Source organism: Streptococcus dentiloxodontae (assembly GCF_053206925.1).
This window is the reverse complement of sequence record NZ_JBRUHR010000004.1, coordinates 42,630-66,883: the sequence shown is the minus strand read 5'-3', so window position 1 is coordinate 66,883 and position 24,254 is coordinate 42,630. Positions and strand designations below refer to the sequence as shown.

At 39.4% G+C, this 24,254-nt stretch carries 24 protein-coding genes and 2 tRNA genes; 22 read left to right on the top strand and 4 right to left on the bottom strand.

The window, feature by feature from the left end; translation table 11 throughout:
- Window positions 1-93: 93 nt before the first annotated feature.
- The 10 genes from ACVRZ8_RS03870 (at window position 94) to ACVRZ8_RS03825 (ending at window position 6,228) form a co-directional block, all read left to right on the top strand.
- Window positions 94-729 (top strand): adenylate kinase, encoded by a 636-nt coding sequence (locus ACVRZ8_RS03870; protein WP_447448002.1) that lies wholly within the window; start codon window positions 94-96, stop codon window positions 727-729.
- 121 nt (window positions 730-850) lie between these two features.
- Entirely contained in the window at window positions 851-1,069 is a 219-nt protein-coding gene (gene infA / locus ACVRZ8_RS03865; RefSeq protein ID WP_001040189.1) for a translation initiation factor IF-1, read from the top strand.
- A gap of 25 nt (window positions 1,070-1,094) precedes the next feature.
- Window positions 1,095-1,211: a 50S ribosomal protein L36 gene (gene rpmJ, locus ACVRZ8_RS03860; protein WP_000868345.1), complete on the top strand. Its 117-nt coding sequence runs from the start codon at window positions 1,095-1,097 to the stop codon at window positions 1,209-1,211.
- A gap of 20 nt (window positions 1,212-1,231) precedes the next feature.
- Complete coding sequence (rpsM, locus tag ACVRZ8_RS03855) at window positions 1,232-1,597, top strand: 30S ribosomal protein S13 (protein ID WP_447448001.1); 366 nt, start codon at window positions 1,232-1,234, stop codon at window positions 1,595-1,597.
- 17 nt (window positions 1,598-1,614) lie between these two features.
- Window positions 1,615-1,998, top strand: coding sequence for a 30S ribosomal protein S11 (rpsK, locus tag ACVRZ8_RS03850; protein WP_002887520.1), 384 nt, complete (start codon window positions 1,615-1,617; stop codon window positions 1,996-1,998).
- Window positions 1,999-2,044: 46 nt separating this feature from the next.
- Window positions 2,045-2,983: a DNA-directed RNA polymerase subunit alpha gene (locus tag ACVRZ8_RS03845; RefSeq protein ID WP_447447999.1), complete on the top strand. Its 939-nt coding sequence runs from the start codon at window positions 2,045-2,047 to the stop codon at window positions 2,981-2,983.
- 17 nt (window positions 2,984-3,000) lie between these two features.
- The gene (gene rplQ / locus ACVRZ8_RS03840) at window positions 3,001-3,387 is read left to right on the top strand and encodes a 50S ribosomal protein L17 (RefSeq protein WP_447447998.1); all 387 of its coding nucleotides are present in this window, start codon (window positions 3,001-3,003) and stop codon (window positions 3,385-3,387) included.
- Between the two features lie 246 nt (window positions 3,388-3,633).
- Window positions 3,634-4,914 carry a glutamate-cysteine ligase family protein gene (locus tag ACVRZ8_RS03835; RefSeq protein ID WP_447447997.1) on the top strand — a complete coding sequence of 427 codons (1,281 nt, stop codon included), beginning with the start codon at window positions 3,634-3,636 and terminating at the stop codon, window positions 4,912-4,914.
- A gap of 63 nt (window positions 4,915-4,977) precedes the next feature.
- A tRNA-Leu gene (locus ACVRZ8_RS03830) sits at window positions 4,978-5,063 on the top strand.
- A 283-nt stretch (window positions 5,064-5,346) separates the two neighbouring features.
- Window positions 5,347-6,228, top strand: coding sequence for a class II fructose-bisphosphate aldolase (locus ACVRZ8_RS03825; RefSeq protein ID WP_447447996.1), 882 nt, complete (start codon window positions 5,347-5,349; stop codon window positions 6,226-6,228).
- 133 nt (window positions 6,229-6,361) lie between these two features.
- On the opposite strand, the gene ACVRZ8_RS03820 is transcribed toward ACVRZ8_RS03825, so the two are convergent.
- Window positions 6,362-7,228: a mechanosensitive ion channel family protein gene (locus ACVRZ8_RS03820; RefSeq protein ID WP_447447995.1), complete on the bottom strand. Its 867-nt coding sequence runs from the start codon at window positions 7,226-7,228 to the stop codon at window positions 6,362-6,364.
- 171 nt (window positions 7,229-7,399) lie between these two features.
- Between ACVRZ8_RS03820 and tig the strand changes: the two genes are divergently transcribed.
- The 8 genes from tig to ACVRZ8_RS03780 all read left to right on the top strand — a co-directional run bounded on the left by tig (window position 7,400) and on the right by ACVRZ8_RS03780 (window position 14,622).
- Entirely contained in the window at window positions 7,400-8,683 is a 1,284-nt protein-coding gene (gene tig / locus ACVRZ8_RS03815) for a trigger factor (RefSeq protein ID WP_447447994.1), read from the top strand.
- 173 nt (window positions 8,684-8,856) lie between these two features.
- A complete protein-coding gene (gene rpoE / locus ACVRZ8_RS03810; protein ID WP_447447993.1) occupies window positions 8,857-9,447 on the top strand; it encodes a DNA-directed RNA polymerase subunit delta in 591 nt (196 codons plus the stop codon).
- Window positions 9,448-9,632: 185 nt separating this feature from the next.
- A complete protein-coding gene (gene pyrG, locus ACVRZ8_RS03805) occupies window positions 9,633-11,237 on the top strand; it encodes a CTP synthase (RefSeq protein ID WP_447447992.1) in 1,605 nt (534 codons plus the stop codon).
- Window positions 11,238-11,344: 107 nt separating this feature from the next.
- The gene (locus tag ACVRZ8_RS03800) at window positions 11,345-11,815 is read left to right on the top strand and encodes a DUF3013 family protein (RefSeq protein WP_447447991.1); all 471 of its coding nucleotides are present in this window, start codon (window positions 11,345-11,347) and stop codon (window positions 11,813-11,815) included.
- Between the two features lie 11 nt (window positions 11,816-11,826).
- Complete coding sequence (locus tag ACVRZ8_RS03795; RefSeq protein ID WP_447447990.1) at window positions 11,827-12,720, top strand: AbiH family protein; 894 nt, start codon at window positions 11,827-11,829, stop codon at window positions 12,718-12,720.
- Window positions 12,721-12,780: 60 nt separating this feature from the next.
- Window positions 12,781-13,734, top strand: coding sequence for a 50S ribosomal protein L11 methyltransferase (prmA, locus tag ACVRZ8_RS03790; RefSeq protein WP_447448046.1), 954 nt, complete (start codon window positions 12,781-12,783; stop codon window positions 13,732-13,734).
- Window positions 13,735-14,478 (top strand): 16S rRNA (uracil(1498)-N(3))-methyltransferase, encoded by a 744-nt coding sequence (locus ACVRZ8_RS03785; RefSeq protein ID WP_447447989.1) that lies wholly within the window; start codon window positions 13,735-13,737, stop codon window positions 14,476-14,478.
- Between the two features lie 71 nt (window positions 14,479-14,549).
- Window positions 14,550-14,622 (top strand) — tRNA-Thr (locus ACVRZ8_RS03780).
- A 129-nt stretch (window positions 14,623-14,751) separates the two neighbouring features.
- Here ACVRZ8_RS03780 and ACVRZ8_RS03775 read toward each other — a convergent pair.
- Window positions 14,752-15,315, bottom strand: coding sequence for an STM3941 family protein (locus tag ACVRZ8_RS03775; RefSeq protein ID WP_447447988.1), 564 nt, complete (start codon window positions 15,313-15,315; stop codon window positions 14,752-14,754).
- Between the two features lie 57 nt (window positions 15,316-15,372).
- Window positions 15,373-15,831, bottom strand: coding sequence for a class Ib ribonucleoside-diphosphate reductase assembly flavoprotein NrdI (nrdI, locus tag ACVRZ8_RS03770; protein ID WP_447447987.1), 459 nt, complete (start codon window positions 15,829-15,831; stop codon window positions 15,373-15,375).
- Between the two features lie 199 nt (window positions 15,832-16,030).
- Between nrdI and ACVRZ8_RS03765 the strand changes: the two genes are divergently transcribed.
- Complete coding sequence (locus ACVRZ8_RS03765; RefSeq protein WP_447447986.1) at window positions 16,031-18,250, top strand: RelA/SpoT family protein; 2,220 nt, start codon at window positions 16,031-16,033, stop codon at window positions 18,248-18,250.
- A 26-nt stretch (window positions 18,251-18,276) separates the two neighbouring features.
- Entirely contained in the window at window positions 18,277-18,720 is a 444-nt protein-coding gene (dtd, locus tag ACVRZ8_RS03760; protein WP_447447985.1) for a D-aminoacyl-tRNA deacylase, read from the top strand.
- A gap of 288 nt (window positions 18,721-19,008) precedes the next feature.
- Here dtd and ACVRZ8_RS03755 read toward each other — a convergent pair whose 3' ends face one another.
- Window positions 19,009-19,191 (bottom strand): hypothetical protein, encoded by a 183-nt coding sequence (locus ACVRZ8_RS03755; protein ID WP_447447984.1) that lies wholly within the window; start codon window positions 19,189-19,191, stop codon window positions 19,009-19,011.
- A 532-nt stretch (window positions 19,192-19,723) separates the two neighbouring features.
- Here ACVRZ8_RS03755 and ACVRZ8_RS03750 point away from each other — a divergent pair.
- Both ACVRZ8_RS03750 and ilvA read left to right on the top strand, forming a co-directional pair.
- Window positions 19,724-22,876 carry a glycoside hydrolase family 66 protein gene (locus tag ACVRZ8_RS03750; RefSeq protein ID WP_447447983.1) on the top strand — a complete coding sequence of 1,051 codons (3,153 nt, stop codon included), beginning with the start codon at window positions 19,724-19,726 and terminating at the stop codon, window positions 22,874-22,876.
- Window positions 22,877-22,995: 119 nt separating this feature from the next.
- Window positions 22,996-24,246 (top strand): threonine ammonia-lyase IlvA, encoded by a 1,251-nt coding sequence (gene ilvA / locus ACVRZ8_RS03745; RefSeq protein WP_447447982.1) that lies wholly within the window; start codon window positions 22,996-22,998, stop codon window positions 24,244-24,246.
- Window positions 24,247-24,254 lie beyond the last annotated feature (8 nt).

Here is a 24,254-nt window from a genome sequence, read left to right as displayed (position 1 = left end):
ACGGAAAATCATCCTCCCTTCTATTTTGTTTTGGAATAAGTTTGTCAGTTGATTTGACAGATTTATTTGAAAACAATATAAGGAGTTTGTAAGATGAACCTTTTAATTATGGGACTTCCTGGTGCTGGTAAAGGGACACAGGCAGCAAAAATTGTCGAAACTTTTGGAGTTGTACATATTTCAACAGGAGATATGTTTCGCGCAGCTATTGCCAATCAAACCGAAATGGGAACTTTAGCAAAATCGTATATTGATAAAGGAGAACTAGTTCCTGATGAAGTGACTAACGGTATTGTGAAAGACCGTTTAGCTGAATCGGATATCGCTGAAAAAGGTTTTTTGCTTGATGGTTATCCACGTACCATTGAACAAGCTCATGCTTTGGATGATACGTTGAAGGAGTTAAATATCAAGCTTGATGGCGTTATTAATATTGATGTGAATCCAGAAAGTCTTGTGGAACGTTTAAGCGGTCGAATTATTAATCGCAAAACAGGTGAAACATATCATAAGGTTTTTAATCCACCAACAGACTATAATGAAGAGGATTATTATCAACGCGAAGATGATAAACCAGAGACAGTAAAACGCCGTTTGGATGTTAATATTGCCCAAGGAGAGCCTATTTTAGATCATTACCGTAAACTTGGTCTAGTTTCAGATATTCAGGGCAATCAAGAAATTTCAGATGTTTTTGCAGATGTAAAAAAAGCGATTTCATCGCTTTAATAATTAATAAAACTTACTTGCATAGCGACCTAAAGCGTGATATAATACTTTAGTCTGACTTATAATTGTTACCCTTGTGCACTCAAGGGACATCAAATCGAAATTTAGGGGGTACTTTTGCGTGGCAAAAGAAGACGTGATTGAAATTGAAGGTAAAGTCGTTGAGACAATGCCTAATGCAATGTTTACAGTTGAATTAGAAAATGGACACCAGATTTTGGCAACCGTTTCTGGGAAAATCCGCAAGAACTACATTCGTATCTTGGTCGGAGACCGTGTGACAGTTGAGATGAGTCCTTACGATTTAACACGTGGACGTATCACATACCGCTTTAAATAATCGAAATAATTGGAGGGATTAAAACATGAAGGTAAGACCATCGGTTAAACCGATTTGCGAATACTGTAAGGTTATTCGCCGTAACGGCCGTGTTATGGTAATTTGTCCGACAAATCCAAAACACAAACAACGTCAAGGATAATAATATAGAAAGGAGAAATCATGGCTCGTATTGCTGGAGTTGACATTCCAAACGATAAACGTGTAGTAATCTCATTAACATACGTGTATGGCATTGGTCTCACTACATCTAAAAAAATCTTAGCGGCAGCTGGTGTTTCAGAGGATATCCGTGTTAAAGATTTGACGACAGATCAAGAAGACGCTATTCGTCGTGAAGTTGATGGTATTAAAGTTGAAGGTGATCTCCGTCGTGAAGTAAACCTTAACATCAAACGTTTGATGGAAATTGGTTCATATCGTGGAATTCGTCACCGTCGTGGACTTCCTGTCCGCGGACAAAACACTAAAAATAATGCTCGCACTCGTAAAGGTAAAGCTGTTGCGATTGCAGGTAAGAAAAAATAAAATAGGAGGTAAAAACATTGGCTAAACCAACACGTAAACGTCGTGTGAAAAAGAATATCGAATCTGGTATTGCTCATATTCACGCTACATTTAATAACACTATTGTTATGATTACAGATGTGCATGGTAATGCTGTGGCATGGTCATCAGCTGGCGCTCTTGGTTTTAAAGGTTCACGTAAATCAACACCGTTTGCTGCTCAAATGGCCTCAGAAGCTGCTGCTAAATCTGCACAAGAACACGGTCTTAAGACAGTTGAAGTGACTGTTAAGGGTCCAGGTTCAGGTCGTGAGTCTGCTATCCGTGCTCTTGCTGCTGCTGGTCTTGAAGTAACAGCAATTCGTGATGTAACTCCTGTGCCGCATAATGGTGCTCGTCCTCCAAAACGTCGTCGTGTGTAATCATTATCCACAATAGTACACAAGATTCGTTTCGAGGAGTATAAAAATGATTGAGTTTGAAAAACCAATAATAACAAAAATTGATGAAAATAAAGATTATGGCAAATTTGTCATTGAACCGCTAGAACGTGGTTATGGTACAACTTTGGGTAACTCTCTTCGTCGTGTACTCTTGTCATCACTTCCAGGTGCTGCAGTAACATCAATTAAAATTGATGGGGTACTCCACGAGTTTGATACTGTACCAGGCGTCCGCGAAGATGTGATGCAGATTATCCTTAATATTAAAGGACTTGCTGTAAAATCTTATGTCGAAGACGAAAAACAAATTGAGCTGGATGTTCAAGGACCTGCAGAAGTAACTGCCGGTGATATTTTGACAGATAGCGATATTGAAATTGTAAATCCTGATCATTATCTCTTTACAATCTCTGAAGGTGCTTCTTTAAAAGCGACCATGACAGTGGCAACTAACCGCGGTTATGTTCCTGCAGAAGAAAATAAACGAGATGATGCACCAGTAGGAACACTGGCTGTAGATTCTATCTATACGCCTGTAAAAAAAGTGAACTATCAAGTTGAGCCTGCCCGTGTTGGTAGCAACGATGGCTTTGATAAGTTGACTATTGAAATCATGACAAATGGCACAATTATTCCAGAAGATGCTCTTGGGCTGTCAGCTCGTGTTTTGATTGAACACTTAAATCTCTTTACTGATCTTACTGATGTTGCCAAAGCGACAGATGTCATGAAAGAAACAGAAAAAGTAAATGATGAAAAAGTTCTTGACCGTACAATTGAAGAACTTGATTTATCTGTACGATCATACAACTGTCTGAAACGTGCTGGAATTAATACTGTTCATGATTTGACAGAAAAAACTGAGCCTGAAATGATGAAAGTCCGTAACCTTGGCCGTAAATCTCTTGAAGAAGTTAAGGTGAAATTGGCTGATCTTGGTCTTGGGCTAAAAAATGATAAATAATAAAATAGGAGGATAACATGGCTTACCGTAAACTTGGACGCACAAGCTCACAGCGTAAAGCGATGCTTCGTGATTTGACTACTGATCTTATCATCAATGAATCAATCGTAACGACTGAAGCGCGTGCCAAAGAAATCCGTAAAACAGTTGAAAAAATGATTACTCTTGGTAAACGTGGTGACTTGCATGCACGCCGTCAAGCAGCTGCATTTGTTCGTAATGAAATTGCATCTGAAAGTTATGATGAAGAAACAGATGAGTATACTTCAACAACAGCTCTTCAAAAACTTTTCTCAGATATTGCGCCTCGTTATGCAGAACGTAAAGGCGGGTACACTCGTATTCTGAAAACTGAACCACGTCGTGGCGATGCTGCCCCAATGGCAATCATCGAACTTGTTTAATTTTTATCAATTTTGTTGAGTGTTATGATGATGGAAAGACTTTGTCTTTCTTAGTCTAGCTCTGGTCTACCGCTGGGAAATTCTTCTCAGCGGGAACACTCATCATAAAAATGGGAATAAATAAGCATGTGACGCTTGTTTACGAAAATATTTTCAAATGAGAATACTTTCGTAAGCAGGCGTTTTTCATTTTTTGCAAATAGTCATGATTTTGTTATAATAGAAAAAATAAATGAGAGGATTACTATGTCAAGAGCAATTCAATTACTAAAGGAACGCTATTTAGAGCCTATAAAAAAAGAACCAAAGCTATATATTGGTATTGAACTTGAGTTCCCTGTGGTTAATTTGCAAGGAGAAAAAACGGATACTAATTTAACCAAAGCTCTTTTAGTTTACCTTTCAGATAGACTAGGTTTTAATATAGATAAGTGTGATGACAATGGCAATCCTATCCAGATTGCTGACCCCGTTACAGAAGATTTGATTCTCTTTGAAGTCTCTTATAACACTATTGAGTTTGCTTTTGGAAAAGCTGAGCAAATTAGTGAGGTGGAAGAACGATTTAATAACTACCTTAAGCTGACTCAGGGTTATTTAAGACAATTTCAGCATGAATTGCAGGGGTGGGGGGTCAATCCCAGTTGGGCACTAAATGATAATTCAGGGGTTAAGTCACCGCGTTATCAAATGCTAATGGATTATTTGGCTCTGTCTAAGAAGAAAAAGGATTCTTTTTTTCATGCTTATCCGGAATATGGTGCTTTTATCTGTGGGAGCCAAGTACAATTGGACGTTTCACAGAATAATTTCATCCGTGTCATCAATGCGTTTAATAAAATTGAACCAATAAAAGCTCTTCTCTTTGCGAATTCGGAATTTTGGGGCTCGGATTGGAATTTGACTATTTCAAGAGATGTCTTTTGGGAAAATTCTATGCATGGTGTTTTTCCTGAAAATGCAGGTGTTTTTCCTCGAGATTTTAAAAATGAAGAGGACTATTTTTCCTATTTGTCCAAGACTGCAATTTTTACAGCTGATCGGGAGGGCAGTACTTATTATTTTGAGCCTATAAGAGCTTGTGATTACCTAGAATATGGAAAAATAAAGTCTTGGTCTATTGATGGACGAGAAGCTTTTCTAGCGCCCTGTGAAAAAGATTTCAAGGAACATCGGTCTTATCAGTATCAGGATCTAACTAAAAGAGGGACAGTGGAATTCCGTAGCGTCTGTACTCAGCCATTTGATCGAACTTTTGCACCAGCAGCTTTTCATCTTGGCTTGTTGGTCAATCTGTCTAAATTTGAAAAAGTTCTGGCAAAAACAGATTTTTTTGCAAGATATGATTATAATTATCCTGCTATGCGCCGTCTTTTTTCTGAAAAAAGCCTTGCAGCTGATCAGATAAAGCCTGCTCTGCCAGTAGCTAAAGAACTACTAGTGTGTGCTAGAGAAGGTTTACAGCTTCGCCAGAAGGGTGAAGAGGTGTATTTGGAACCTTTGGAAGCAAGGCTTGCTCTTTTGTAATTTTTTTAGTAAAAAAGTATTGACATAGACAGGTTTAAACTGATATAATTATGTCTGTTGTTAGCGGAAATGGCGGAATTGGCAGACGCGCAGGACTAAGGATCCTGTGACCGCTTTAGGTCGTGAGGGTTCAAGTCCCTCTTTCCGCAGAGTGAGGCAGGGTGCTTATCCCTGCTTTTTTATATAATTTAAGAGGAATATTCGGGCAAGGGTAAATAAAACTCTTCATCTTCTGTTGCATAAGTAATGCAATCATCGTAGGCCGGACAATAAAATTGCTCTCTGAAAACTTTTCTGCTATATGAGTTCTTTTCAATTATCCGAAAAACAAAGCGTTTTCAACTATAGGCAGGGCTGGTATTTTATGGGTAATTGTGATAGAATAAACTTGTAAACGGGTTCAAACCCAAAAAATAAGAGGAGGCCTTTAAAATGGCAATCGTTTCAGCAGAAAAATTCGTTCAAGCAGCTCGTGACAATGGTTATGCTGTTGGTGGATTTAACACAAACAACCTTGAGTGGACACAAGCAATCTTGCGTGCGGCAGAGGCTAAACAAGCTCCAGTACTTATCCAGACTTCTATGGGTGCTGCCAAATATATGGGTGGCTACAAGCTTTGTAAAGTACTTATCGAAACTCTTGTAGAATCAATGGGTATCACTGTACCAGTTGCTATTCACCTTGACCATGGTCATTATGAAGATGCTCTTGAATGTATCGAAGTTGGTTACACTTCAATCATGTTTGATGGTTCACATCTTCCAGTTGAAGAAAATCTTGAAAAAGCTAAGGATGTTGTTGCAAAAGCACATGCTAAAGGTATTTCAGTAGAAGCTGAAGTTGGTACTATCGGTGGTGAAGAAGACGGTATCGTTGGACGTGGTGAATTGGCACCAATCGAAGACGCTAAAGCAATGGTTGCTACTGGTATTGACTTCTTGGCAGCTGGTATTGGTAATATTCATGGTCCATATCCAGCAAACTGGGAAGGTCTTGATCTTGATCACTTGAAGAAGTTGACAGAAGCTGTTCCAGGTTTCCCAATCGTTCTTCACGGTGGTTCAGGTATTCCTGATGATCAAATCCGTGCTGCAATCAAACTCGGTGTTGCTAAAGTTAACGTTAATACTGAATGTCAAATTGCTTTCTCTAATGCTACTCGTAAATTTGCAGCTGCTTATGAAGCAAACGAAGCTGAATACGATAAGAAAAAACTCTTCGACCCACGTAAATTCTTGGCTGATGGTGTCAAAGCTATTCAAGATGCTGTTGAAGAACGTATTGATGTATTTGGTTCAGAAGGCAAAGCATAAGCGGAAGAAGAATCAATTAATAATTATCAAAGCAATCCATTTGGATTGCTTTTTTCTGTCTGTGTTTAAGAGTTATTGAATCTAAAAAAAACAGAAGCTGTAAAGAATTGCTCCTGTGAACTAAATTTATTCATTACTTTCCTAATGTAGGTTTAGATACAGTTGGGCTGGAAGCAGATGGCAGCAGTGTTGGGAGAGTTATACCATGCGATAGGATAGCTGTTTGATAAAGACGGAAAAAAATAGAATAAATTTTATCCTGCTGGCTATTTTGTGTAAAGATATCAATACGGAAAACAAGCTGTCCAGACGGATTCGTCTTAAGTCCAAGAATGTTTGGACTACCAATGATTTCTGGATAGTTGGGGACATTTTCTTCGTTAACGTCTTTTATGATTTGATTGAGCTCTTCAATATTAGTGTGGGCGAATATGGGAATATTAATCTGAGCACGCATATCACCACGGGATTTATTTGAAACAATAGTAATATTGCGGTTAGGGATAAAGTGCAGTGTTCCATCAAATCCACGGACTTGGGTTGTTCGGATGCCAACACTGGACACATTCCCAGAAACGGCTCCGATTTCAACGGAATCACCCACCTCAAATTGATTTTCCAAAAGAATAAAGATACCATTAACAACGTCGGACAAAAATCCTTGGGCTCCTAAACCAAGAGCCAGCCCAGCTAGCCCAGCTCCTGCTATGAGGCTTGAGATGGGGACACCGATAATGCTAAGTAACCAATACATTAAGAAGAAATAAAGAGCATAACTCAAAATATTGTGAATTAATCGACTGATGGTTTTTTGGCGTGCAGGGCTTTGTCTTGTCCAAGCTAGGGATTTTTCAATTGTATACTTACAAATCAGATCAATGAGCTTTTTACTGAGAAGAAAAACAAACAGTAATAGCAGCAGGCTGATTCCCTTGGATACAAGGTCCATAAGAATTTGTTCGGGATTAAACTGATTAATATATTTTTCTATAAATGTCATGATTATAGTCTAACAAAAAAAGCTTAAAAGAAAAATAGGAAGTTATTGTTTGCTCGTTAATTTTGAAAAAAGTAAAGACTTTACCATGAGATAAAATATAGAAAAAACTTTCAAAAGCCCATAAATTATGGTAAACTAAACTGTATCTATATTTTAAGGAGAATTCAACAAATGACTGCATCATTTGAAAACAAAGCCACTAATCGTGGTGTTATTACATTTACAATTACACAAGATAAGATTACACCTGCCCTTGATAAAGCTTTCAATAAAGTTAAAAAAGAATTAAATGCTCCAGGATTTCGTAAAGGCCATATACCACGTGCTGTCTTCAATCAAAAATTTGGTGAAGAAGCACTTTATGAAGATGCTTTAAACAGCATCTTGCCAGAGGCTTATGAAGCAGCTGTTGCTGAGCTTGAACTTGATGTTGTTGCCCAGCCTAAGATTGATGTTGCTTCAATGGAAAAAGGTCAGGACTGGACGATTACTGCTGAGGTCGTTACCAAACCAGAGGTGAAACTCGGCGACTATAAAAACCTTGAAGTCTCAGTAGATGCTACTAAAGAAGTTACAGACGCAGAAGTTGATGAAAAAGTCGAACGCGAACGTAACAATCTTGCGGAACTTGCTGTTAAAGATAGTGCAGCTGAAAATGGCGACACAGTTGTGATTGACTTTGTTGGTTCAATTGATGGTGTAGAATTTGACGGCGGTAAAGGTGAAAACCATTCTCTTGAGCTTGGTTCAGGTCAATTTATTCCAGGTTTTGAAGAACAGTTAGTTGGAAGTAAAGCTGGTGACAAAGTTGAAGTTAACGTAACTTTCCCAGAAGATTACCAAGCAGCTGATCTTGCAGGTAAAGAAGCTAAATTTGAAACAACTGTTCATGAAGTTAAAGCCAAAGAAGTTCCTGAACTTGATGATGAATTAGCCAAAGATATTGATGAAGAAGTAGAAACACTTGAAGAGCTTAAAGCTAAGTATCGTAAAGAGCTTGAAGCAGCTAAAGAGATTGCTTATGATGACGCCGTTGAAGGTGCTGCGCTTGAGTTAGCCGTTGAAAATGCTGAAATTGTTGAGTTGCCAGAAGAAATGATACACGATGAGGTGCATCGTGCTATGAACGAATTTATGGGCAATATGCAGCGTCAAGGTATTTCTCCGGAAATGTACTATCAACTGACTGGTACTACAGAAGAAGACCTCCATAAACAGTATGAAGCCGATGCAGATCGTCGTGTAAAAACAAATCTTGTCATTGAAGCAATCGCTAAGGTAGAAGATTTTGATGCTACAGACGAAGAAATCGAAAAAGAAATTACAGATCTTGCAGCTGAATACAATATGGATGCTGCACAAGTTCGTACGCTTCTCTCAGCTGATATGTTAAAACATGATATCACTATGAAAAAGGCTGTGGAAGCTATTACAAGCTCAGCAAAAGTTAAATAATTATTGACATGAAAAATCAGGTGGTTTAGCCAGCTGGTTTTTTCAGTAAGGCTTGGTCAGTTCTATCTGATATTTCTTTTGACGAAAGCAGCTTTTTAGCGTAAAATAGAAGACAGTGAAAAAATGATTACAAGGCTGTTTGACAGCTGAGGTGACAATAAAGGAGACCCACTTTGGAACTAGACGTATTTGCTGGACAAGAAAAAAGTGAACTATCAATGATTGAAGTGGCTCGCGCTATCCTTGAAACGCGCGGTCGTGATAATGAAATGTATTTTAGTGACTTGGTCAATGAAATTCAAAACTATTTGGAAAAATCAGATGCCTCTATTCGTGAAGCTCTGCCATTCTTTTATTCTGACTTGAATACTGATGGCAGCTTTATCCCGCTTGGTGATAACAAGTGGGGCTTACGCTCTTGGTACGCCATTGATGAAATTGATGAAGAAATTATTACTCTTGAAGAAGAGGAAGAAGGTGCGCCTAAACGTAAGAATAAGAAAGTCAATGCCTTTATGGACGGCGATGAAGATGCGATTGATTATAATGATGATGACCCAGAAGATGAAGGGTTTACACCAAATACTGATAATCTTGAGTATGACAATGATACTGAAGACGATGAGCAGTCTGAGGTAGAGTCTTACGATTCAGAACTGAATGAAATTATTCCAGATGAAGACGATATTGAGGATGATGTTGAAATCAGTGATGATGAAGACGATGATGAAGATGACTACTCAGAAGATGATTTAAAAGAATAATTTTCATTGACAAATAGTCACAGATAGTTTAGACTATTTATCGGGCACCTCTTTTAGAGAGGTCAGATATAAGGCTCCCAGAGACAAATCTCGGGAGTCATTTTTTATTTTATAAATTGATGTAAGATAGCTCAGCTATTGTTCCCCAAAAAATCATCAATAATGCAAATCAGAAGGAGTGTTTCATGACAAAGTATATTTTCGTCACTGGTGGCGTGGTTTCTTCAATAGGGAAAGGAATTGTGGCAGCAAGTTTAGGGCGTCTGCTAAAGAATCGCGGCCTAAAGGTCACAATTCAAAAATTTGACCCTTATATTAATATTGACCCAGGGACAATGAGCCCTTACCAGCACGGCGAAGTTTATGTCACGGATGATGGAGCTGAAACAGATCTTGACCTTGGGCATTATGAGCGTTTTATTGATATCAATCTCAATAAATATTCAAATGTAACAACGGGTAAAATTTATAATGAAGTGCTCCGTAAGGAACGTAAAGGAGAATACCTCGGCGCAACAGTTCAGGTTATTCCTCATATTACGGATGCTTTGAAAGAGAAAATTAAGCGTGCAGCTACTACGACGGATTCAGATATTATCATTACCGAAGTTGGCGGGACAGTTGGGGATATTGAAAGCCTGCCATTTTTAGAAGCTCTTCGTCAGATGAAAGCTGATGTCGGTGCAGATAATGTGATGTATATCCATACAACTCTCTTACCATACTTGAAAGCTGCTGGAGAGATGAAAACTAAACCAACTCAGCATTCTGTTAAAGAATTGCGAGGTCTTGGTATTCAGCCTAATATGCTGGTTATTCGTACCGAGCAGCCTGCTGGACAAAATATCAAGAACAAATTGGCACAGTTTTGTGACGTTGCTCCAGAAGCGGTAATTGAGTCTTTGGACGTTGATCATATCTATCAGGTGCCTCTTAACATGCAGGCACAAAATATGGATCAAATCGTCTGTGACCACCTTAAAATTGATGCACCGCAAGCAGATATGACAGACTGGTCTGCTATGGTTGACAAGGTGCTTTCTCTTAAGAAAACGACCACAATTGCTCTTGTTGGGAAATATGTTGAATTACCTGACGCCTATCTTTCAGTTGTTGAGGCTCTTAAGCATTCAGGCTATGTCAACGACTCTGCTATTGACCTTCAATGGATTAATGCCAATGATGTTACCAGAGAAAATGCAGCAGAACTCCTTGGAAATGCTGATGGTATTATTGTGCCTGGCGGCTTTGGCCAGCGTGGAACAGAAGGTAAAATTGAAGCTATCCGCTATGCGCGTGAAAATGATGTGCCTATGTTAGGTATCTGTCTTGGCATGCAGCTGACCTGTGTTGAATTTGCCCGTCATGTTTTAAATATGGAGGGTGCTAACTCAACAGAACTTGATTCAAAGACTAACTATCCAATTATTGATATTATGCGGGACCAGATAGACATTGAAGACATGGGAGGAACGCTTCGTCTGGGGCTTTATCCTTGTAAATTAAAGCCTGGGTCTAAGGCTGCTGCTGCCTATAATAATCAAGAAGTTGTTCAGCGCCGCCACCGTCACCGTTATGAGTTTAATACCGCATTCCGTGAACAATTTGAAGCGGCAGGTTTTGTTTTCTCAGGTGTGTCGCCAGACAACCGTTTGATGGAAGTTGTTGAATTGTCAGATAAAAAATTCTTTGTGGCAGCTCAATATCACCCAGAATTGCAAAGTCGTCCTAATCGTGCAGAAGAACTTTACACCGCATTTGTGACAGCTGCGGTAGAAAATGCCCATTAAAACTACTGACAGAGCAGATTTTCTGCTTTGTTTTTTAAATAGCGTCAGCTTATTCTAAAAGAAAATATGCTAAAATGAAGAGAATACCTTACTGAAAAGGAGTGATTATGGCTAAATATGGCTTTTTATCGGTGCTAGAAGAAGAAATGGACAAGCACTTTTCATTTGACTATGCAATCGATTGGAACAAGAAAAATCACACGGTTGAGCTGACCTTTGTGCTGGAAGCACAAAACACAAATAGTATTGAAACGGTAGATGACAGCGGTGAGGTTTCCAGCGAAGATATTGTTTTTGAGGACTATGTGCTTTTCTACAATCCTACCAAGTCCAAGTTTGATGCGGACGACTACCTAGTGACCATCCCCTACGAGCCTAAAAAGGGCCTCTCACGTGAGTTTCTGGCTTACTTTGCTGAATGTTTGAATGATGCAGCCACAGAAGGACTCAGTGATTTGATGGACTTTCTGGAAAACCCAGAAGCTGAAGATTTTGTGATTGTTTGGGATGAAGAAGCCTTTGACAAGGGAAAAGCAGAGTTGGAAGAGACGGAGTTTTACCCGTATCCGAGGTATTAGGGAGAAATAAAATGAGAAATAGATTATTACTAATTGGCAATGGTTTTGATCTTGCTCATGGCCTACCGACTAGATTTGATCCAGATTTCAAAGAAATTGCTGAAAGGAATGAAGCTAATCCGTATTTTTGGGATCTCTATCAATCAGAGGATGACGATATCTGGTCTGATTTTGAAAATTTATTAGCGAAACCTGATTTTAATGCTTTATCGAATATATTCGATGGATATTATCCTGATTATTTGTCTGATAGAGAAAGTGACCGTGATGAAATTATTCTTCAAGCAGATATGAGTGGAAATTTGCAGGAGTCATTAAATGAATTTGCTAGTCAAGCAGAAGACGCTCTTTGTAATATCAATCCTCAGAGAAAATTTAAGAGGATGTTTTATAAAGAAGATTTATTTATTAATTTCAATTATACTCACACTCTTGAACAAATTTATGGTATTAAAGCAGAAAGAGTTTTACATATTCATGGGGAAGTTGGAGAAAATAATTTATTGTTAGGCTATCCAGAAGGTAATTTTTTACCTGATAATATTCAAGATGATGTACGTAAAAAAGGAAGGGGACCGTATAGAGAAGTTGCTTTGAGAGAATATATTAATAGTCTTGAGGACTACTATGTTAGAACTGCTTATGAAAATTTGGCTAATAAAGTTGAATCATTTAAAAAAGAGTTTCAAATTGGACTTGTAGAAAAATTTCTTAGTAACTATGAAATAAACGAAATTATTGTGTATGGTCACTCTTGCGCAATTGATTTTCCTTATTTTGAATACCTCAATCATCAATTTCCATATGCACAATGGACATTTTATGCCTTTGATGATTTGACACAAAGGAACATTGAAGATATGATATTAGACATTGGAATAAGTAGTTATACCATTAATAGCTAATAGGTGAGGTATTTAAGCTACTATCAGGATGATGATACAGATTCTAGAAAGAAAAACAACATGAACGCATGGCAAGAACTAACCATCACAGTCAATCGTGAGGCGGAAGAAGCGGCTTCCAATATTTTAATTGAATGCGGCAGCCAAGGGGTGGCTATTGATGACAGTGCGGATTATCTTGGTCAAGTTGGCAAGTATGGCGAGCTTTTCCCAGAAGTAGAGCAGGTGGAAATGGTCACTATCACAGCCTACTACCCCGAAACAGCGGATATGGCAGCCATTACGAGACAGGTCAATGAACGCTTGGCTGAGCTGTCTGATTTTGGTCTGCAGACTGGTCAGGTAGAACTGTCCACTCAAGAATTGGTCGAGGAAGACTGGGCTGAAAACTGGAAGAAATACTATGAACCTGCTCGTATCACGCATGATTTAACCATCGTGCCGTCTTGGACCGATTATGAAGCACAAGCAGGCGAAAAAATTATCAAACTGGATCCCGGCATGGCTTTTGGCACGGGTACCCATCCGACCACCAAGATGAGCCTTTTCGCCTTGGAGCAAGTTTTGCGCGGCGGTGAGACAGTCATTGATGTGGGAACCGGCTCAGGAGTACTCTCCATAGCCAGCTCTCTTCTAGGGGCCAAGGACATTTACGCTTACGACCTTGATGATGTGGCCGTGCGCGTGGCTCAGGAAAACATTGATTTGAATGCTGGTACAGATAACATTCATGTAGCAACTGGTGATTTGCTCAAGGGTGTTGAGCTTGAAGCGGATATCATTGTGGCTAATATTTTAGCAGACATTTTGGTCAATCTGACTGAGGATGCCTACCGTCTGGTCAAGGACGAGGGCTACCTTATCATGTCTGGCATTATTTCGGAAAAATTAGATAGCGTTCTCGAAGCGGCTTATAGCGCAGGCTTTTTCCTCGAAACCCACATGATTCAGGGCGAGTGGAATGCTCTTGTCTTCAAGAAAACAGACGATATTTCAGGCGTGATTGGAGGATAGATGCAGCAGTATTTTGTAAATGGCAAAGCTGACAAGCTGGTCACCATTACCGATAAGGATACCATTAAGCACATGTTTCAGGTCATGCGCTTGTCTAAAGACGATAAAGTAGTGCTGGTTTTTGATGATGGGGTCAAGCATTTGGCGAAAGTCACAGACAGCGCAGCTCACACTTTTGAACTGACAGAAACCTTGCCAGATGATGTGGAATTGCCCGTCCAAGTCACCATTGCCTCAGGCTTTCCCAAAGGGGATAAATTAGAATTTCTAGCGCAAAAAACAACCGAACTGGGAGCGTCAGCTCTCTGGGCCTTTCCAGCTGACTGGTCAGTGGCTAAATGGGACAGCAAAAAACTAGCTAAGAAAACCGAGAAATTAACGAAAATCGTCCAAGGCGCAGCCGAACAATCCAAACGCAATGTCATTCCGCAGATCAACCTCTTTGAGAAAAAGGCTGATTTTTTGGCCCAGCTGGCGCATTTTGACAAAATCTTGGTCGCCTACGAAGAATCGGCCAAAGAAGGTGAAAGCGCAGCTTTGGCGCGTGAACTGGCGACAGCCGAAAAAGGACAAAAGCTGCTCTTCATCTTCGGTCCGGAGGGCGGCCTTTCACCAGCGGAAATTCAAGCCTTTGAGAAGGCTGGGGCTGTCACCGTTGGCCTTGGTCCCCGCATCATGCGAACAGAAACTGCTCCGCTTTATGCTCTTAGCGCAGTGTCTTGCTTAACAGAACTATTGAAATAGCTATTGTCTCTTCATTTTTTTAAAAATAAAATTGACTTTCTATCTAAAAATGATAGAATAGTCTTTGTGAAGCCGATTTAGCTCAGTTGGTAGAGCAACGCACTCGTAACGCGTAGGTCGCAGGTTCGATCCCTACAATCGGCATGATAAGTTAAAAAGAAACCCTTGTATAGGGTTTCTTTTCATTTTGATTTTATTTGAATAATGTCATGGGACAGGATTTTAAAATGTAGCGGACAGAACAATTTTCTGTGTAAAGCTTTAAATGAATAACTAAGTAACATTGTTACTTTCGCATAACTGTGGGTCGTATCTATCTCGGTAGCGTTCTTTTATTTGAAGAAAAATAGCCTCAGGGTCTACTCCGCTGGTATTGAGTGTAATATTTACCAGAGGGAAGCCCATTTTCATGTTGGTTTTGGTTGCCTGTTTTTGCAGGAAGTTCATTTTAGAGAGGTACTGCTTTTCGTCTTTTACAGCAACAGAGATAAAAGTTTGATTGAAATAATGAGTTAATTGTACATCAGAAATATCTCTCCAAGGAATATGACCGATAGCCAAGGCAGATGATGTATCAGTGATTCCGCTTTCATCAACTTGCAAGATAGGCTTGGGATTGAAGAGCCTCTTGATACAAAAGAATGTACAGCCTCCAAAAAAGAAGATACCAAAGAAAAACACAGGTTTTAAGATGTTTATGAGGAGTTGCTTGCCTCCCGTAAGTTCGATTGGAAAACAGAAAGTGAAGTAGATGCTGAGTGCTGTAAATAGCAAAGAATCAATGAAATAAAACCAAGAAGCAGATGATTTTTTATGTACAATGATACTGTCGTTCATTAGCGGCCTCGCTTTCAAGTCCGTACAGGAATTCTATCTAAAAACGATAGAATTATCTTATTTTTCCTCAAATTTTCTTTTTTCCTCTAAAATTACAGCTGCCAGTCGTTCAATGTCGGCATTTGTTCCTCTGAGTTCAAAGTCTCCTAACATAGGAAAGCCAAAACGTTCACTGTACTGTTTTGCGGTTAAGCAATACTGGTTGTTAAAATTACGATTGCCAGAACCAATAATACCAAAGCAGCGAGTGTAGTTGTCATGGCTAGCGATAAAATCTCCCAGCGGGTTGGTTAAGATCTCTACATCGCCTGAATCAATACCATTTCCGCCTTCTAAGTAGGTGGGCAGAAAGGCTACAAAATTTTCTTCAATACGAAATGTTTCATGATTAAGGTCTTTAACATTGATTTGACGCGTTTTTACGCTATGATTAAAGGATAGATAGTCACTCAGCCGTCTTACAAAACTTTGTGTATTTCCGCTGAGACTGATATAGATAAGAGTTAGTTGAGACATTATTATCCTCTTTTCTTTATTGAAAATAGCGGAGCTAAATTCCAATGATACTAAATCTGCTATTTTGATAAGATTCTAGCACAATATCTAGTGCCTTTCAAGTACTCAAGAAAATCATGAGAAAGATTCTCAAAACCTTTAGAATTTGCCTTAAAAGTGATAAAATAGAGCTTAACTATAAATTCAAAGGAAATATGCTATGGCTAAAAATCCCAATTTGACAGGAGAAGATGTTTTAAAAATCTGTTCGGACTATATGGCTGAATCTGATGTGGCCTTTGTAGATGAAGCTCTGCAATTTGCGACAAAAGCTCATGCTCAGCAAGCACGACAATCTGGAGAGCCTTATATTATTCATCCTATTCAGGTTGCAGGTATTTTAGCTGGCTTGCATTTAGATGCTGTAACGGTATCTTGCGGCTTTTTACATGATGTGGTAGAAGATACTGCTTATAGTTTAGATGACTTGGAAGAAGCCTTTGGAGTAGATGTCCGCAATATTGTGGATGGCGTGACTAAGCTTGGTAAGGTCGAATACAAATCTCATGAGGAGCAGTTGGCTGAAAATCACCGCAAGATGCTTATGGCTATGTCACGGGATATTCGTGTTATTTTAGTTAAGTTAGCGGATCGTCTGCACAATATGCGAACTCTCAAGCATCTACGTCCCGATAAACAGCAGCGCATTTCACGGGAAACCATGGAAATCTATGCGCCTTTGGCTCATCGATTGGGGATTAGCCGCATTAAATGGGAATTGGAAGATTTGGCTTTTCGTTACCTTAACGAGGTCGAATTTTATAAAATTTCCCACATGATGACTGAAAAGCGCCGAGAGCGTGAAGAACTTGTGGATAAGATTGTGGATAAAATTAAGGCTTACAGTGAAGAACAAGGTCTGTCTGGGGAGGTCTATGGCCGCCCTAAGCATATCTATTCCATTTATCGTAAGATGCGTGACAAGAAAAAGCGTTTTGATCAGATTTATGATTTGATTGCTATTCGCTGTATTATGGAGACACAGAGTGATGTTTATGCCATGCTGGGCTATATTCATGAACTCTGGCGTCCGATGCCTGGCCGTTTTAAAGATTATATTGCCAATCCAAAGGCTAATGGCTATCAATCAATTCACACCACAGTTTATGGACCTAAAGGACCTATCGAAATTCAAATCCGTACTCAGGAAATGCATCAAGTTGCTGAATACGGGGTTGCAGCTCACTGGGCTTATAAAAAGGGGATAAAGGGTAAGGTAGACAGTAAGGAGTCTGCCATCGGAATGAATTGGATCAAAGATCTTGTTGAGCTGCAGGATGCTTCCAATGGCAATGCTAAAAACTTTGTGGACTCTGTTAAAGAAGACATTTTTTCGGAGCGGATTTATGTGTTTACACCGACAGGTGCTGTTCAAGAATTGCCAAAAGAATCTGGGCCGATTGATTTTGCCTATGCTATTCATACACAGGTTGGTGAAAAAGCGACAGGTGCCAAGGTTAATGGGCGTATGGTACCTTTGACGGCCAAATTAAAAACAGGCGATGTTGTTGAAATTGTGACCAACCCCAATTCGTTTGGGCCAAGCCGAGACTGGATTAAGATGGTTAAGACCACTAAGGCTCGCAATAAAATTCGCCAATTTTTTAAAAACCAAGACAAAGAAGCCTCTATCAGTAAGGGACGTGAACTCTTAGTTGATTATTTTCAAGAACAGGGCTATGTTGCCAATAAATATCTTGATAAAAAACATATTGAGGATATTTTACCGCGTCTCAGTGTCCGCAGTGAAGAAGCTCTTTATGCTGCAGTTGGTTTTGGTGAACTCAGCGCAGCTTCGGTTTTCAATAGATTAACTGAAAAAGAACGCCGTGAAGAAGAACGTGCTAAAGCTAAAGCAGAAGCTGATGAATTATTAAATGGCGGGGAAGTCAAAACTAGTAAGAAAGATGCACTTAAGGTTAAAAGTGAAAATGGTGTTATTATTCAGGGTGCCTCTGGTCTTTTGATGCGTATTGCCAAATGCTGTAATCCAGTGCCAGGAGATGAGATTGAAGGTTACATTACTAAAGGGCGTGGTGTAGCTATTCACCGCGCAGACTGTCACAATATCAAAAGTCAGGAAGGCTATGAGCAGCGTTTGATAGACGTCGAATGGGATAATGCCAACTCCAATAAAGACTATCTGGCTGAAATTGATATTTACGGGCTTAATCGATCAGGCTTGCTTAATGACGTCTTACAAATTTTGTCTAATACGACTAAAAGTATCGCTTCTGTTAATGCTCAGCCAAGCAAGGATATGAAATTTGCCAATATCCATGTCAGTTTCAATATTGCTAACCTTGTTGAATTAACGAATCTTGTTGACAAAATCAAGGTTATTCCAGATGTTTATAGTGTTAAGCGGACGAATGGCTAAAAGAACAGATTACAAGAAGGGTTTTTATGAAGATTGTTATTCAGCGTGTATCCAGTGCATCTGTTTCTGTTAATGGAGAAATTGCTGGCGCTATTAATCAGGGATTATTGCTGCTTGTCGGTGTTGCCCCCGAAGATACATTAGAAGATTTAGCCTATGCTGTGCGTAAAATTACGAATATGCGTATTTTTTCGGATAAAGATGGGAAAATGAATTTGTCTGTGCAAGATATTCATGGGCAAATTTTGTCTGTTTCTCAATTTACACTTTTTGCTGAAACGAAAAAAGGCAATCGTCCAGCCTTTACAGGAGCTGCTCAGCCAAAGATGGCCAGTCAGTTATTTAATGATTTTAATAGTGAACTAGCTAAAATTACGCCTGTGCAAACGGGTATCTTTGGTGCAGATATGCAAGTGAGCCTTCAAAATGATGGTCCTGTAACAATTATCTTGGACACTAAAAATAAATAAAAAAAGAGTTTGGAACAAAAAACAGTTCCAAACTCTTTTTTTTTTACAAATTCTGATATACAAAGTACAGTGACTGAGAGAAGCTCTGTTAACTTTGGGAACTTAAAGCTTTTTCTGCGCCGTTCATTGGATGCTTTTTGATACTTGCTCAGCAAATCTTTATTGCCAACCTTAAAAGTTTTGAACTATACAAAGGTGGACTGCAAATTGAGCTTTTTAGCAAGTCATGATTCGCTTTTTAATCTTTTAACTCACGAAAAGAACATGCACTGAACACCTTCTTTTATCTCAATTCTCATTTTTATAACGCCATTTTTTGATAGCAAGGAAAATATCCCATAAAATACAAATGATAGTCACTGTGAAGAGAACATAATAGACAGGCCCTGTAGTAAAGGTTTTAGCAATGCTATTTATCAAGAAAAGCACATAGACGATAAGCCGCAAGAGATTGCTGTAAAATTCTTTCATGGTAAATCCTTTCAATAACTCTTTTAAGAGTCTATCAAAGAATATTGAGAAGGTCAAGTAAAGCTCCAAGTGTTCCTATTCTACATGAAGGAGCTGGCAATCTTTTTCGATGATTAATTTAGAAGTAAATGATTGTTTTCTTTTTTGCGGGATTGCTATCGAGACTAAAGTTATCATAAAAGCCAATCAAAACTTTGGCGGCTGTTTTAACTTGATAATCTGCTAGAATTTTTTACCAAACAACTAAGTATTTAAATACTATTTATTAAAATAGTGTTAATGCACAGGTACAAAAAATATGCGATTAAAAAGGTTACAAGACATTAAAAAATATTTCAACACTAAAAAAGTTAAAGCTAATCAAAACCGACCCTAACTCATATGTGACAAAGGATTTGCTTATAAATGAAATTGTAAAAAAACAACTATTTTCACGTTTTTTTCAAAAACATATTGAAACTAGAACAAAATTAGTATATCATTATAAAAGATTAAAAAAGATAATTCTTTATATGGAATTATTGAAAAAGATATGATTGAGAAGGGAACCAAGAAGATGTCTAAAATAACTTCTTTACTGTTAAAAACTTTAGTAGCAGTTTTTGTTTTTCTAGGTGCTGTTTGGACACTGGGAAACAGTGCTTCAGCCGAAGAGTATCAAGAATATTCAACACAACAGCCTACATCGGTTACAAGTGGAGAAACATTTACAAGTACAGAGACAACTTCATTAAGTACAGAGACTTCTGCTGCACCTGCCGCAACTGTATCGGACGCTGCTTCAGAGGTGTCGGGAGGTACTCAATCAGATGCTTTAAGTCCGATAAGTTCGGAGTCTCCGCCGCCTTCTAATGCAGATACTGATGTTGGTTCTGATACGGTTCCTATATCATCAAATGACACAAGCGGCAACCAGAATGCTTTTGCACCTTCTAGCGGAGCTTCCGCAAATTCTACATTTTCAAATAACAACACTGATAGCAATCGAAATATGTCGGATCCCACGACAGATAAAGCCAGTTATAAGGCTGGTGAGAATGTAGCTTATCAGGTTACCATTGCTAATAATAGCCAGCAGGCTCAAAACATGACAGTAGGACTGAATCTCAGGCAAGCCGATAGAGATATTGGCAATCTCTCCACTAGTCATTATTTAGAAGCCGGTGAAAAATATACGTTATCAAATACTGAACTTGTTGTTCCAAGCAGTTGGTTAAGTAATAATACGGGTTACATTGTTACTCTAACTCTAAAAGATGGTTCAGATACTGCCTTAGCCACGAAACGTGTTGGCTTGTCAGTTGAGGATAATTGGACAGTCTTCCCGCGTTACGGAGTTATTGCGGGTTCTCCAACAAGTGAAAACAGTGTTCTGTCATCAAATATGGATGATTATAATGCTGAATTGGCTTTATTAAAGGCCATGAATATTAACTCGTATTTCTTTTATGATGTCTACAATACTCCAACCGATCCTTTCCCAGATGTAGAAAATTTCAAACAGGATTGGAACACGTGGAGTAATACCTATGTTGATACTGCTGCTGTTAAAGAACTCGTTAATTCGGTTCATGATAGCGGTGCTGTTGCCATGCTGTACAATATGATTTCTGCTGATTCAAATGTGAACAACCCACTTCTTTCAGCAGATGCCATGGCTTATAACTACTACGACAATTTTGGTAAGTCAGGTCAAGTTATGACTTACTCTATCAATGATAAACCTCTTCAAATTTATTATGATCCATCAAATAAATCCTGGCAAAATTACATCGCTCAAGCAATGCGTGAAGCGATGAAACGTGGAGGATTTGATGGTTGGCAAGGTGATACAATTGGAGACAATGATGTTACCTCTTATGACAAGATTGGCTCTGGCGAACACAAGAGAATGTCAGATACTTACAGTGACTTCATTAATGCAATGAAGGAACTCTTAGGTAATGACTATTATGTTACCATTAATGATGTTAATGGTGAGAATACTTTTAAGATGACTCAAGCCAAGCAAGATATTGTTTACAATGAGTTATGGACGAACGGAAGTTCGCTATTAGATAATACACGTAAGCAGACGACTTATGGTGACCTTAAGGCACGGGTAGATGAAGCCTACAGGTTAACGGGTAAATCGTTGGTTGTTGCAGCTTATATGGAAGAACCAGGGATTGATTATACCGTTGCTGGCGGAGCCGCTACCAATGCTTCGGGTCAGGATGCCTTAGATGGAAAAAATCTTCAAGCTGAGGCTGCCCTTTTGGTTGATGCTGTTGTGGCGGCATCAGGCGGCTATCATATGTCTATGGCTGCTTTGGCCAATAGCAAGACGAATGCAAACGTTTTGCAAAGTGCTTACTATCCTACACAATATTTGAGTGTATCAGATGATGACATTCAAAGATTTTATAACTATCAGCAGTTTATCACAGGGTATGAAAATCTACTGCGTGGCAGTGATGTGCGTAACAGTAGTAATTCTGTTTCAACTTATGGAGCAAACGGACTCTTGTCTAAAGACAGTCAGGGCGTTTCAGGAGACCAGGTTTGGACTTTTGCAAAATCTGGTCAAAATTTCAGTACAATTCATTTGATTAATCTTATGGGAATCAGCAGTGACTGGAAAAATGAAGCGGGATCTTATGATTCTAAAAAACCATCTGTTCAGAAAGATTTAACCGTACGTTACAGCTTGACTGGCCGCAGTCAGGAAGAAGCAGAAAAAATTGCCAAACAAGTTTACCTGACATCGCCAGATGAATGGTCTAAGTCAGAAATGACAAAACTTAAAGCTTCTGTATCTATGGAGGGTGATACTCCGGTTCTTTCTATTTCAGTACCAACACTTGCGCTCTGGGATATGATTTATATTCGTGAAAATGATTTACCAGATGATAAAGTGGCTGAAACAGTTCAGGTACCAGCGAGTCCAGTGGTTGAGGAACCAGCCCCAACGACTGAAACCCCAACAAGTCCAGTGGTCGAAGATCCGGAACCAACAGCTGAAACTCCAACGACTCCAGCAGTTGAAGATCCGGCTCCAACGGCTGAAACTCCAACGAGTCCAGTAGCTGAAGACCCGACTCCAACGGACGAAGTTCCAACAGCTCCAGTGGACGAAGAACCAGCACCAACGGCTGAAACTCCAACGAGTCCAGTAGCTGAAGACCCGGCTCCAACAGACGAAGCACCAACAACTCCAGTGGTTGAGGATCCAGCCCCAACGGACGAAGCACCAACAAGTCCAGTGGTCGAAGAACCAGCACCAACAGAAGAGGTTCCATCAACCCCATCAGTTGAGGATCCGATACCGTCAGCTGAAGATTCTACTCCGATGGCTCCAATTGGCAGTGATATCCCAACAGGAGAGACTCCAGTAGTTCCTCGAGAATCGCAAAATCAAGATAATATCTTGATTATAGAAAACAATGACAATAATCTTGGTGAAACTACTAATGAGGAAAACCAAGAGTCCCGAGTTCAGCCGCAAAAGGATATTTCTAAAGATACCTCTGTTGAAGAAGAGACACAGAAGTCAGTAACTAAGAACAAAGATAATTCTGAGGAAGAAAAGGATAAAGATGCTGGCGGATTTGCTGCCATCTCTGCCCTCATTCCTGTGATTATTGCAGCTATCATTAATTCCTTGAGAAATATGTTTCAAGCTGTTGTGAATCGTCCCTCATAAAAGAAGAATCTCTCCTTGAACCTTTGATTCAAGGGGATTCTCTTGTTTATTGCTCTGCTATTTTTCAAAAAAATATGATACAATAGAAATAATCTGAAAATTGTGGCAAAGGAGATCCTATGATTACTGCAAATGATGTCATTAAGGCCAATGATGTTTTGAAAAATGTGGTGGAGCGGACGCCGCTTGAATTTGACCGTTACATGTCTGAGAAGTATGGGGCAACTATCTATATTAAAAAAGAAAATATGCAAAAAGTGCGTTCTTTTAAATTGCGTGGAGCTTATTATGCTATTCATCAATTATCTGATGATGAAAAAGCGCGCGGAGTTGTTTGTGCTTCGGCTGGTAACCATGCTCAAGGGGTGGCTTACACCTGTAATGAGATGAAGATCCCTGCAACTATCTTTATGCCAGTAACGACACCTCAGCAAAAAATTGGTCAGGTTCGTTTTTTTGGCGGGCAGTTTGTAACTATAAAGCTGGTTGGAGATACGTTTGATGCTTCGGCACAAGCTGCTCAGGAATTCACCAAAGCAGAAGGAATGACTTTTATTGATCCTTTTGATGATTTTAACGTTCAGGCGGGGCAGGGAACTGTCGCTTATGAAATTTATGAGCAGGCTCAAGAAGAAGGCGTCTCCTTTGACAGCATTTTGGTTCCCGTTGGCGGCGGCGGCTTGATTGCGGGTGTGTCGACTTATATTAAGGATGTTGCACCAGAAATGATGGTTGTTGGAGTTGAGGCTAGCGGTGCACGCAGCATGCGTGCTGCATTTGACCGTGGTTATCCTGTGAAATTAGAGACAATTGACAAATTTGCAGATGGAATTGCTGTTCAAAAGGTTGGGGACAAAACTTATGAGGTGGCTCGCAGAAATGTTGATCGCTTAATTGGTGTTGATGAGGGGTTAATCTCTGAAACAGTCATTGATATGTATTCTAAGGTCGGAACAATCGCAGAACCTGCGGGTGCCGCTTCTGTAGCCGCTCTTGAAGTTCTCAAAGATGAAATAAAGGGTAAGACTATTGTTTGTATCATTTCGGGTGGGAATAATGATATCAACCGCATGCCGGAAATGGAAGAACGTGCCCTTATTTATGATGGTATTAAGCATTATTTTGTCATTAATTTTCCGCAGCGTCCAGGAGCTCTGCGCGAATTCGTTAACGATATTTTGGGGCCAAATGATGATATTACACGTTTTGAGTATATTAAAAGAGCTAATAAAGGAACCGGTCCAGTTTTAATTGGGATAGCCTTGGGCGATAAGGAGGATTATGTTGCCTTGCTTGAACGGTTATCTACTTTCGATCCAGGTTATATCAACCTTCATGGAAATGAAAGCCTTTATAATATGCTGGTTTGATTGTTTTA

What these genes read in the sequence shown, in the direction of transcription:
- rpsM (WP_447448001.1), top strand. Translation starts at nt 1,232, where the DNA reads ATGGCTCGTATTGCTGGAGTTGACATTCCAAACGATAAACGTGTAGTA.
- rplQ (WP_447447998.1), top strand. Translation starts at nt 3,001, where the DNA reads ATGGCTTACCGTAAACTTGGACGCACAAGCTCACAGCGTAAAGCGATG.
- nrdI (WP_447447987.1), bottom strand. Translation starts at nt 15,831, where the DNA reads ATGTCTCAACTAACTCTTATCTATATCAGTCTCAGCGGAAATACACAA.
- ACVRZ8_RS03835 (WP_447447997.1), top strand. Translation starts at nt 3,634, where the DNA reads ATGTCAAGAGCAATTCAATTACTAAAGGAACGCTATTTAGAGCCTATA.
- ACVRZ8_RS03775 (WP_447447988.1), bottom strand. Translation starts at nt 15,315, where the DNA reads ATGAACGACAGTATCATTGTACATAAAAAATCATCTGCTTCTTGGTTT.
- ACVRZ8_RS03870 (WP_447448002.1), top strand. Translation starts at nt 94, where the DNA reads ATGAACCTTTTAATTATGGGACTTCCTGGTGCTGGTAAAGGGACACAG.
- ACVRZ8_RS03820 (WP_447447995.1), bottom strand. Translation starts at nt 7,228, where the DNA reads ATGACATTTATAGAAAAATATATTAATCAGTTTAATCCCGAACAAATT.
- ACVRZ8_RS03765 (WP_447447986.1), top strand. Translation starts at nt 16,031, where the DNA reads ATGGCTAAAAATCCCAATTTGACAGGAGAAGATGTTTTAAAAATCTGT.
- ACVRZ8_RS03845 (WP_447447999.1), top strand. Translation starts at nt 2,045, where the DNA reads ATGATTGAGTTTGAAAAACCAATAATAACAAAAATTGATGAAAATAAA.
- tig (WP_447447994.1), top strand. Translation starts at nt 7,400, where the DNA reads ATGACTGCATCATTTGAAAACAAAGCCACTAATCGTGGTGTTATTACA.
- ACVRZ8_RS03750 (WP_447447983.1), top strand. Translation starts at nt 19,724, where the DNA reads ATGATTGAGAAGGGAACCAAGAAGATGTCTAAAATAACTTCTTTACTG.
- ACVRZ8_RS03755 (WP_447447984.1), bottom strand. Translation starts at nt 19,191, where the DNA reads ATGAAAGAATTTTACAGCAATCTCTTGCGGCTTATCGTCTATGTGCTT.
- ACVRZ8_RS03825 (WP_447447996.1), top strand. Translation starts at nt 5,347, where the DNA reads ATGGCAATCGTTTCAGCAGAAAAATTCGTTCAAGCAGCTCGTGACAAT.
- prmA (WP_447448046.1), top strand. Translation starts at nt 12,781, where the DNA reads ATGAACGCATGGCAAGAACTAACCATCACAGTCAATCGTGAGGCGGAA.
- ACVRZ8_RS03785 (WP_447447989.1), top strand. Translation starts at nt 13,735, where the DNA reads ATGCAGCAGTATTTTGTAAATGGCAAAGCTGACAAGCTGGTCACCATT.
- dtd (WP_447447985.1), top strand. Translation starts at nt 18,277, where the DNA reads ATGAAGATTGTTATTCAGCGTGTATCCAGTGCATCTGTTTCTGTTAAT.
- ilvA (WP_447447982.1), top strand. Translation starts at nt 22,996, where the DNA reads ATGATTACTGCAAATGATGTCATTAAGGCCAATGATGTTTTGAAAAAT.
- rpmJ (WP_000868345.1), top strand. Translation starts at nt 1,095, where the DNA reads ATGAAGGTAAGACCATCGGTTAAACCGATTTGCGAATACTGTAAGGTT.
- ACVRZ8_RS03800 (WP_447447991.1), top strand. Translation starts at nt 11,345, where the DNA reads ATGGCTAAATATGGCTTTTTATCGGTGCTAGAAGAAGAAATGGACAAG.
- ACVRZ8_RS03795 (WP_447447990.1), top strand. Translation starts at nt 11,827, where the DNA reads ATGAGAAATAGATTATTACTAATTGGCAATGGTTTTGATCTTGCTCAT.
- pyrG (WP_447447992.1), top strand. Translation starts at nt 9,633, where the DNA reads ATGACAAAGTATATTTTCGTCACTGGTGGCGTGGTTTCTTCAATAGGG.